The 10,433-nt window shown below is 37.7% G+C and carries 6 protein-coding genes and 2 pseudogenes; 5 read left to right on the plus strand and 3 right to left on the minus strand.

What is annotated here, in order from left to right:
* Nucleotides 1-115: 115 nt before the first annotated feature.
* Nucleotides 116-478 (plus strand): annotated as a pseudogene (locus NEOC84_RS10035) (tetratricopeptide repeat protein); the annotation flags it as partial.
* Nucleotides 479-493: 15 nt separating this feature from the next.
* Nucleotides 494-2,656, plus strand: a complete 2,163-nt coding sequence (locus NEOC84_RS02215; RefSeq protein WP_347566627.1) for a tetratricopeptide repeat protein — start codon at nt 494-496, stop codon at nt 2,654-2,656.
* Here NEOC84_RS02215 and NEOC84_RS02220 read toward each other — a convergent pair.
* A pseudogene (locus tag NEOC84_RS02220) lies at nt 2,609-2,779 on the minus strand (FtsW/RodA/SpoVE family cell cycle protein); the annotation flags it as partial. The gene NEOC84_RS02215 and the pseudogene NEOC84_RS02220 sit on opposite strands and share 48 nt — an antisense overlap.
* 255 nt (nt 2,780-3,034) lie before the next feature.
* On the opposite strand from NEOC84_RS02220, the gene NEOC84_RS02225 reads away from it, so the two are divergent.
* The 3 genes from NEOC84_RS02225 to NEOC84_RS02235 all read left to right on the plus strand — a co-directional run bounded on the left by NEOC84_RS02225 (nt 3,035) and on the right by NEOC84_RS02235 (nt 8,836).
* Entirely contained in the window at nt 3,035-3,529 is a 495-nt protein-coding gene (locus tag NEOC84_RS02225) for a hypothetical protein (protein WP_166154883.1), read from the plus strand.
* A gap of 137 nt (nt 3,530-3,666) precedes the next feature.
* Nucleotides 3,667-3,918, plus strand: coding sequence for a transposase (locus NEOC84_RS02230; protein WP_166154885.1), 252 nt, complete (start codon nt 3,667-3,669; stop codon nt 3,916-3,918).
* Between the two features lie 442 nt (nt 3,919-4,360).
* Complete coding sequence (locus NEOC84_RS02235) at nt 4,361-8,836, plus strand: tetratricopeptide repeat protein (RefSeq protein ID WP_166154887.1); 4,476 nt, start codon at nt 4,361-4,363, stop codon at nt 8,834-8,836.
* An 82-nt stretch (nt 8,837-8,918) separates the two neighbouring features.
* Here NEOC84_RS02235 and NEOC84_RS02240 read toward each other — a convergent pair whose 3' ends face one another.
* Both NEOC84_RS02240 and ltrA read right to left on the minus strand, forming a co-directional pair.
* The gene (locus NEOC84_RS02240; protein WP_207391770.1) at nt 8,919-9,179 is read right to left on the minus strand and encodes a hypothetical protein; all 261 of its coding nucleotides are present in this window, start codon (nt 9,177-9,179) and stop codon (nt 8,919-8,921) included.
* 50 nt (nt 9,180-9,229) lie between these two features.
* A partial coding sequence (gene ltrA, locus NEOC84_RS02245; protein ID WP_166154889.1) for a group II intron reverse transcriptase/maturase occupies nt 9,230-10,433 on the minus strand: 1,204 nt, incomplete at its 5' end.

A 10,433-nucleotide genomic window follows, 5' to 3' on the forward strand; every position in this document is an offset into this window, starting at 1 on the left:
TGAGAGTTGCATACTACTCAATATATGATTAAGTAAATATAAACTCTAGAAATTATTTTATTTATCACAAAGTAATTGATAACCCCCGTGACCGCTTACCAAAAATCATCATTATGTAGCAAGAGAATACATTAACCTGGGGGCATTCTACCGACAACAAGGAAATCTTGACGTAGCACTTAAATATATTCACATAGCGCTTAAAATTAACCTTAGGCTGCTTGGTGAAAATCATCTTATGGTGTCATGTTGTTGCGCCAACTTAGGGCAAATCTACCGAGAAAAAAGCGATTTAGACAAAGCTACTAAGTATTGTAATAAAGCCCTTGCCATCAACCTTAGGCTGTTTGGTGAAAATCATCCCAAGGTAGCAATCGATTACAGTAGCATAGGGCAAATCTACCAAGAACAAGGCAATTTAAACCAAGCAGCACAGTATATTAATAGGGCTCTTGCCATTAACCTTAGGCTGTTTGGTGAAAATAATCCCGCAATAGCTAGCGATTACACAAACCTTGGACTAATCTACCAAGAACAAGGCAATTATGACAAGGCAACTGAATATTCTAAGAAAGCGCTTGATATTAGCCTTGGGCTGTTTGGCGAAAATCATCCCCACATGGCAACAAATTACAGCAACCAAGGACAAATCTATCTAGAACAAGGCAATTTTGACAAGGCAGCTGAATATGCTAAGAAAGCGCTTGATATTAGCCTTGAGCTTTTTGGGGAAAATAATCCCGAGGTGGTTATTTTTTACAATAACCTGGGTGGAATCTACCAAGAACAAAGCAATTTTGATAAGGCAGCCGAATATGCTAAGAAAGCGCTTGATATTAACCTTGAGCTGTTTGGTGAAAATCATTCCACCGTGGCTATTTTTTACAGCAACCAAGGACAAATCTACCTCGAGCAAGGCAATTTTGACAAGGCAGCTGAATATGCTAAGAAAGCGCTTGATATTAGCCTTAAGCTGTTTGGTGAAAATCATCCTAAGGTGGCTATTTTTTACAATAACCTGAGTGGAATCTACCAAGAACAAAGCAATTTTGATAAGGCAGCTGAATATGCTAAGAAAGCGCTTGCTATTAACCTTAAACTTTTCGGTGAAAATCATGCCGAGGTAGCAACAGATTATAACAATCTAGGAGCCATCTACAAAGAACAAGGCAATTTAAACAAGGCAGCTAAGTATTACAATAAAGCCCTTGCCCTTGATCTTAATCTTTATGGTAAATATCATCCCCTGGTAGCAACGGATTATAACAACCTTGGACAAACGTACCAAGAGCAAGGTAATTTCGATAAGGCAGCTGAATATGCTAAAAAAGTGCTTGCTATTAACCTTAAGCTTTTTGGTGAAAACCATTCCACAGTGGCTAAAGATTACAGTAATCTAGGACAAATCTATTACCAGCAAGGCAATTTAGATAAAGCAGAAGATTATACCAGCAAAGGTCTTGATATTAACCTTGAGCTGTTTGGCGAAAATCATCCCAACGTGGCAATTTTTTACAATAACCTGGGACAAATCTACCAAGAACAAGGCAAATTAGGCGAGGCGGCTGAGCATAGCAACAAAGCACTTGCCATTAACCTTAAGCATTATGATGAAAATCATCCCACGGTGGCGCTTTGTTACAATTACCTAGGGAAAATCTATCAAGACCAAGACAAGTTAGACGAGGCGGCTAAGTATAGCAACAAAGCACTTGCCATTAACCTTAAGCTTCTGGGTGAAAATCATCCCACGGTAGCAATTTGTTACTACAACCTTGGACGAATCCACCAAGAACAAGGCATCTTAGACAAAGCGCTAGAATATAGCCGCAAAGCCCTTGCTATTAACCTTAAGCTTTTTGATGAAAATCATCCCACGGTGGCAAGAAATTACAACAACTTAGGACGAATCTACCAAGACCAGGGTAATTTAGATAAAGCAGCAGATTATACCAACAAAGCACTCGCTATTGACCTTAAGCTTTTCGGTGAAAATCATGCCGAGGTAGCAACAGATTATAACAATCTAGGAGCCATCTACAAAGAACAAGGCAATTTAAACAAGGCCGCTAAGTATTACAATAAAGCCCTTGCCATTAACCTTAAGCTTTTTGGTGAAAATCATCCTAAAGTAGCAATCAATTACAGTAACCTAGGGCAAATCTACCATGAGCAAGGCAATTTAGACAAGGCGGCTGAGTATAGCAACAAAGCGCTTGCCATTGATTTTAAGCTTTTTGGTGAAAATCATCCCATGGTAGCAAGAGATTACAACAACCTAGGAACAATCTACAAAGACCAAGGCAATTCAGACAAGGCGGCTGAGTATAGCAACAAAGCGCTTGCCATTAACCTTAAGCTTTTTGGTGAAAATCATCCCACAGTGGCAATTTGTTACAACAACTTAGGAGCAATTTGCAAAGCTCAAAGTAATTTAGAACTAGCAGATGAATATGCCAGTAAAGCTCTCCCCATTAATCTTGAATATTTTGGCGAAAATCATCCCCTTGTGAGAAGCGATAGCCACGATTCACAAGCAATTTACCAATCGCAAGAAAAATTAAAGTTAGTGGCGTTGGACATGTTAAAGGATCGCGCGTTATTATCCTTAAGCCTTAAAAGGCAAATGACTCAAATGGGGCTTCACATCTTGTGAGATATTTAGAATAATCCCTAACCCTAAAATATTAGCCACTAAAGAGCTGCCTCCTTGGCTAAACCAAGGCAAATCTAAGCCTGTACTCGGCAATAGACCAGATACCAGGCCTAGATTTAAAAATGTCTAAAAGCTGTTAACTGAAAAATATCAGGCTGTTAATAAAGGAATTTATTTAAGCCGATTACTACCAGGTAGGCAATCATAATAAATGAGTATAGCCTTGCCTAAGCGCCGATATCCTTTAAAACCATGCAACAAAGAAAATTTAGAAATATTCTTATAAGTCTCTTTTTTACTAAAAACCCTCTGTACAGGACAAAATTGAGAAAGCCCGTCTAAAAGCTTATACTGTTTTTTCTTACCAGGAGAAAACAGATGAAAGAAATAGACGAGCTAAGAGAAGTTTTAAGTCAAACTTTAGATTGGAACCGAGCAAGACTTACATGCTTTTGCCAAATTGTTCTAGCTCTTTTTAGGGTTAGAAGCGTTAATCTTACTCAACTAGCCACAGCTTTTCAAGGAAAAGCAAAACTAGACTCCCACTATAAAAGGCTACAGCGCTTTTTCCGAGCACTAAAATTTGACATAGGAGATGCTTTTGAAATCAGTTTACAAATATTTCCTATTAAAAGGAAAGTATGGCTGATTATAGATAGAACAAATTGGCAGGTAGGTAGCAAAAACATTAATATTTTAACTTTAGCGATGGCTTATGAAGGAACAGCTATTCCTTTGGCCTGGTTTGTGATGAATATAGCTGGTAATCCCTATACTGATGACCTCATTAAACTTTTAGAAAAAGTTATTAGGCAATTAGGCCCATCAAAAATTGCAGGTCTTATTGGAGGCAGAGAATTTATAGGGAGCTAATGGTTTGATTACCTGATAAAAAGTGAGATTCCTTTTTATATGCGTATTAGGGAAGACACTCTAGTGGAAGGAGCAAGAAATGGCTATGCAGTTTCTTTTAGAGACGTGTTTCGTCATCTAAGAGAAGGTAAAAAAAAGTGTTAGGTCAACCTTTACAGATGCTCGGCCATTCCTTTTATGTAGCTGCAAGCCGCCTAAAAGATGAGCTTTTAATCGTGGTCACTAATAAAAATCCAAAAAAAGCTATAAGCATCTACAACATTAGATGGGAGATAGAGATCTTATTTGCTTGTCTAAAAACGCTAGGCTTTTGCTTGGAAGATACCTATTTAACTCCTCCTGAAAGAATCGACAGGCTAATTTTTACTTTAAGTATAGCTTTTTGCTGAGCCTATAGACTAGGTAATGTAGCTGCGGACGCCGTCCTTATGAGTTGTGAGAAGCATGGCAGGAGAGCTAAAAGCTTATTTTGCTATGAATTAGATAAAATAGGGCTATTTTATTTGAGAATACCTAGATGTTCTAACCTTTTTCTTTGGTTGCTAAAACTTTTTGATCCATTCTTATCCTCCAGCATTCTTAAAAGGGTTTTTTATAAAAAATTATTTTTGCCCTGTATAGAACTTAAAAATAAAACAACCTATTTTAAGCGCCTCTTATTTAGGTACCTGTATTTTAAAAATATAAAAATTGCCTTTTTAATTTTACTTTTATATAAGAAAATGAAAAATATTTTTTTTTCGCCCTTCTTAAAAATGTAAGGGTGTAATAGGATTATAAACAGCTCTCTATCCCTTGAAATGTAAGCCAGCCTAAAAGAAGGGCAACCGAATGAATTTAGAGCATACGCACAGCTCTACTATATTACCCACTAACACTAACTCTTTTCTCATAGCAAAAAATAATACTTTTGACCCATCTAATCCTTTAGCAACTCTACCTTTAAAAATTTTCCAAAAAATTTTTCTTTCTTTTAATAATTTAAGTGAAGACGAATTAAGAAAAATTCTTGATGTAAGAAGCTATGCTCGAGTGTTTAGACAGCACATGCCTAATAATGTCAAATTTTTGCAGCTCTACCAACCTCAGAAACTGCACCCTTATCTTGACAAGCTTTCAAGTCATTTAAATCAAAACCCTTTTTCGATTGATGGTAGTCATAATTTTTTATCGGCAGATAGACTGGAAGAGAACTACACCCACGCTTTAAAACTTGCTATCCAAGAAGAAGATCCTGCTCAGACAAGATTATGTATAGAAAAACTAGGCGATATCTATTTAATAAAAGGAACGCAGCAAACGCTCCTTCAAGCCGCAGGACTTTATAATTATGTCTTACATGATTCATCTTTAGACGAGCAAGAAAGTATTAAAGAAAAGCTATCAAAAGTCGAAATTTTGCTTAGTAAGGCTTGTAAAGGAAAATCTTTAGAATCGTCCTTATTAGAAGAACAATTTGAAAATAACCGGAAAGAATTGAAAAAATTTAGGGATGAAATAGAAGAGAAAATTCAAGCTTTCGGCTTAGATCCTTCTCCTGAAAAAGTCCAAGAAATCTACCATGAGATTGCCTTGTGGATAAAAACTTTTTTTAAACATCTTGTAGGTCAAGCTCAAGAGGTTTTAGGATCCTCGCCTTGTGAATATGCAATGATAGGCTTTGGTTCACTAGCTAGAGAAGAGATGACACCTTACTCAGATTTAGAGTTTGGCATTCTTATGCAAGAAGACACTTTTGGAAACAGAGATTATTTCAGACGTCTAACAACTCTTCTTCATTTAAAAGTGATTAACCTAGGCGAGACAATCTTACCTGCTTTAAATATTCCCTGCATAAAAGAGGCTAATTTTTTTGATAGCGTTACTCCTAGAGGATTTGCCTTTGATGGTGAAGGAGTGCAAGGTAAAGGCTGTAAAACCCCCTTTGGCAATCGCCAAACATTTGAGCTTATCCAAACTCCAAAACAGATGGCCCAATATGTGGGTAAAGATAAAAAAAGCCAGTGGTGGCATGAAAAAGAGCCCCATCTTCCTATGGAATTACTAAACCATACTCCTCTACTAAGCAATGGGGAGTTAACTAAAGCTTATGATGAGGAAATTCGAGAGGTGCTTGATATGGCCTATCAAAAAAGCCTTGATCTGCGTCACTATTTAGCTAAAAAGCACCTTGTGTTAGCTGATATGAAAACTTTTAATCCGGGAATGGGGGATCCAGACAAGCACGGTATGCTTTTTCAAGTTAAAAATGATTTTTATCGGTTTCCTCATTTAGCTATTGACAGGCTAGCTCTTCTTAAAAAAGTAACAGTTTCCGACACTTTTACTAGGATTGATAAGTTAAGTAAGCTAGGGATTATAACACAAGGAGCCAATGAAAAGTTAAAGGATTGGATGAGCCTAGCATTATTCATGCGTCTTAAAACTTATTCTCATTATCAAGCACAAAAAGAAATGATGAATCCTCTCCTTAAGCCCTTTGGATTTGAGGATCCAAATCTTATTAAACAGCAGTTTGCTTTAGATCATAAAAGTTTAAAATGGATAAAAAAGATCTACCGAATCTTTATTCCTTTTTACCAAGCCATTGAAGAATTTTTAGCAGGCAATGAAGACGAACTTAAATCGTCTGATTTGGAGGATAACTCACCAGAGATGCGAGGGAATATACTACTAAGGCTTTTTCAACAAAAAAAAGCAGAAAAATGGTATCTTTTAGCGAAAGAAACAAATCCGCAGAATGTGAGGGTTTTAAATGCTCTTGCAAGGATCTACTACGAACAAGGCAATTTAGATAGGGCGAAGGAATATTTAAATAAAGCTCTTACCATTGGCCGCCAGCTTTTTGGTGAAAATCATCCCATCATGGCAACAAGTTATAACAACCTAGGACTAATTTACCAAGACCAAGGCAAATTAGACAAAGCTGCAGAATTTAGTAACAAGGTCCTTGCTATTGTTCATAAGCTTTTTGGTGATAATCACCCTGCCGTGGCAATTTGTTACAACAGTCTAGGAATAATCTACAAAGAGCAAGGCAATCTAGACAAAGCGATTGAGTATGCTGAGAAAGCCCTTGCTATTAACCTTAAGCTTTTTGGTGAAAATCATCCTGCCTTAGCAACAAATTACAACAATCTAGGAACCATCCACAAAGGCCGAGGCAATTTAGACAAAACGCTAGAATATAGCGCTAAAGCACTTGCCATTAATCTTAAGCTTTATGGAGAAAATCATCCTACAGTGGCAACAAATTACAACAACCTGGGACAAGCCTACAAAGAACGAGGCAACTTAGACAAAGCGGTTGAGTATGTTGAGAAAGCCCTTGCTATTAACCGTAAGCTTTTTGGTGAAAATCACCCTGCCGTGGCAACAAATTACAGCGATTTAGGAGCAATCTACCAAGAACAAGGCCACCCAGGCAAAGCAGCAGAATACAGTCACAAAGCCCTTGCTATTGATCTTAAGCTTTTTGGTGATAATCATCCCACTATAGCAATTCGTTACAGCAATCTAGGACAAATTTATCAAGGCCAAGGCAAATTAGACAAAGCAGCAGAATACAGTCAAAAAGCTCTTGCTATTGACCTTAAGCTTTTTGGTGAAAATCATCCCACCATAACAATTCGTTACAGCAATCTAGGACAAATTTATCAAAGCCAAGGCAAATTAGACAAAGCAGCAGAATATAGTCAAAAAGCCCTTGCTATTGACCTTAAGCTTTTTGGGGAAAACAATCCCACCATAGCAATTCGTTACAACAACCTAGGAGCAATCTACAAAGATGAAGGCAATTTAGACAAAGCAGCAGAATATAGCCAAAAATCCCTTGCTATTAACTTTAAGCTTTTTGGGGGAAATCATCCCGCCGTGGCAAGAAATTACAACAACCTGGCAGCAATCTACAAAGATGAAGGCAATTTAGACAAAGCGGCTGAGTATGCTGAGAAGGGCCTTGCTATTGATCTTAAGCTTTTTGGTGAAAATCATCCCACCATAGCAATTCGTTACAACAACCTAGGACAAATTTACCAAGGCCAAGGCAAATTAAACAAAGCAGCAGAATACAGTCAAAAAGCCCTTGCTATTGACTTTAAGCTTTTTGGTGAAAATCATTCCACCGTGGCAACAAATTACAACAACCTAGGAGCAATCTACAAAGATGAAGGCAAATTAGACAAAGCAGCAGAATACAGTCACAAAGCCCTTGCTATTAACCTTACACTTTTTGGTGATAATCATCCCACCATGGCAACTTGTTACAGCAATCTAGGAATAATCTACAAAAAACAAGGCAAATTAGACAAAGCAGCAGAATACAGTCATAAAGCCCTTGCTATTAACCTTAAGCTTTTTGGTGAAAATCATTCTGAAGTGGCAGCAAATTACAGCAATCTAGGAGCAATCTACCAAGAACAAGGCCACTTAGGCAAAGCAGCAGAATACAGTCAAAAAGCCCTTGCTATTCACTCTAAGCTTTTTGGTGATAATCATCCCGCCGTGGCAATTCGTTACAACAACCTAGGACAAATTTACCAAGCCCAAGGCAAATTAGACAAAGCAGCAGAATACAGTCACAAAGCCCTTGCTATTAACCTTAAGCTTTTTGGTGAAACTCATTTCAACGTGGCAACAAATTACAACAACCTAGGACTAATCTATCAAGAGCAAGGCAACCTAGACAAAGCAGTAGAATATAACGCTAAAGCACTTGCCATTAATCTTAAGCTTTATGGGGAAAATCATCCTAAAGTGGCAATTTGTTACGATAACTTAGGACAAATTTATCAAGATCAAGGCAATTTAGATAAAGCGAAAGATTATACCCACCACGCCCTCGCAATTAACCTTAAGCTTTTTGGGGAAAATCATCCTGAAGTGGCAATTTGTTACAATAACCTAGGAGCAATCTACAAAGATGAAGGTAAGTTAAGCAAAGCGCTAAAATATAGCCACAAAGCACTTGCTATTAACTTTGAGCTTTTTGGTGAGAATCATCCTACTGTGGCAATTCGTTACAGCAATTTAGGAGCAATCTATCAAGCCCAAGGCAACTTAGACAAAGCGATAGAATATAGTCACAAAGCACTTGCTATTAACCATAAGCATTTCGGTGAAAACCATTCCAAGATAGCAACAAATTACAATAACCTAGGAGAGATTTACCAACTAAAAGGAAATATGGAAAAAGCCCTTGAATGTGTCAATCATGCGCTTAGAATTGCTATCGACATCTATGGTAACAACCATCCTACCGTAGCCGCGCTTGTAACCAGCCAGCAAACACTTAAGAAAGAGACATAGGCTACCAAAAGTAGAGATGATCCATAGATGGCACAGAAGTCCTGACAATAAAGGTAACATTGAAGAATGTAATACACTCACCTTACGCAGGCATAGAACTCCTTTGTAAATTTTGCAGTTCTTGATAGGCCATCTGATTGGCTTTAAGGATTAACTTATATTTTAAAGCAAAGTGATTAAGTAAAGTTTTAATTTTAAGAAATTCAAGCTTGCAATAAGCGATAAGAGATGAAAAAATATGATTTCTTTGAGAGCGAGCAATTTTGGTGGGTGACTTCTCAAGGCTAGCATTTTGCTTTATCGATTTGTGATATTGGTGAGTCGACCTGCGGAACTTCCCCACAGGCCTCTCTTAGAACGGTACAGGAACCTCTCGATTCATACCGCTCCCAATTAAGCAAACGCTCCTATCATTCCTCTTTTCCAATGTACAAATAGCCCTGGGTTTCTCATGACTATTTTTTCCATAAAGGTAATAGCTCTTGTTTTGCGACCTGCAAGTCTTTTGTATTTACGCATAGCCCATGTGATTAATGACTTATTAAAATGACGACAGATTTGATATAAAGCTGCTGGCCGATATCTCCCGTAATATTCTAACCATCCTCGGATGATTGGATTATACATTTTGGCTATATCTTTAAGCTCCAAACCTGTCTTATTTCTTATATTCCATTGTCTTATGGTTGCTTGCATAGATTTCAACGCTGTTTTGCTTACGGCTGGTGTAAAACTAACAAGTATTCTGTTTCGTTTGCTACTTTTAACCTTCCTTGGACGAAAAGTATATCCTAGGAAGTCAAATTTGATTTCCTTGTATTTTTCTTTACGATCTACATCTTTGCAGTAGACAATCTTTGTTTTATCTGGATGAAGAGTCAAACCACATTTTTCCATTCGCTTTTCGAGCATATGTAGAATCTGTTTTGCTTCTTGTTCCGTCTTACAATGTACTAGTGCATCATCGGCGTATCTACACCATGGTATGCCAGGGTAACTCTTTGCCATCCATGCGTCAAACACATAATGAAGAAATAGATTAGCAAGCACGGGGCTGATTACTCCCCCTTGAGGTGTACCCGTCGTTCTTTGGACAAGGGTTCCATTTTCTAGTTGGAGTGGTGCTTTCAGCCATCTTTCGATATATAAAATAACCCATTTGTTATCTGTATGTTTTCTTACCGCTTTCATTAGAAGATCATGATCTATATTGTCAAATAGACCTTGGATATCAAATTCCAGCACCCAATCGTATTTCCAACATCTTTGCCTAGTGATTCCTACAGCATCCAAAGCTGATTTATTCGGCCTATATCCATAGGAATTTTGATGAAAATATGGCTCTACTGTGGGTTCAAACATCAGCTTTACAATCATTTGAGCTATTCTATCACTTACCGTAGGTATTCCCAAGATTCTTTCTCCACCACTTTTCTTTGGTATTGCCACCGCTTTTACAGGCGGTGGAAAATAGCTTCCCGAGGACATCCTATTCCAAATTTTATAAAGATTGCTTTTAAGGTTTCGATCGAAATCCTCTAGCGTTTGCTGATCTATGCCAGCTGCTCCTGCGTTTGCTTTTACAAGTTTATAGGCC

The organism is Neochlamydia sp. AcF84 (genome assembly GCF_011087585.1).
Classification (GTDB): Bacteria; Chlamydiota; Chlamydiia; order Chlamydiales; family Parachlamydiaceae; genus Neochlamydia.

Coding starts and splice junctions, on each gene's coding strand:
- NEOC84_RS02225 (WP_166154883.1), top strand. CDS start 3,035: ATGAAAGAAATAGACGAGCTAAGAGAAGTTTTAAGTCAAACTTTAGAT.
- NEOC84_RS02235 (WP_166154887.1), top strand. CDS start 4,361: ATGAATTTAGAGCATACGCACAGCTCTACTATATTACCCACTAACACT.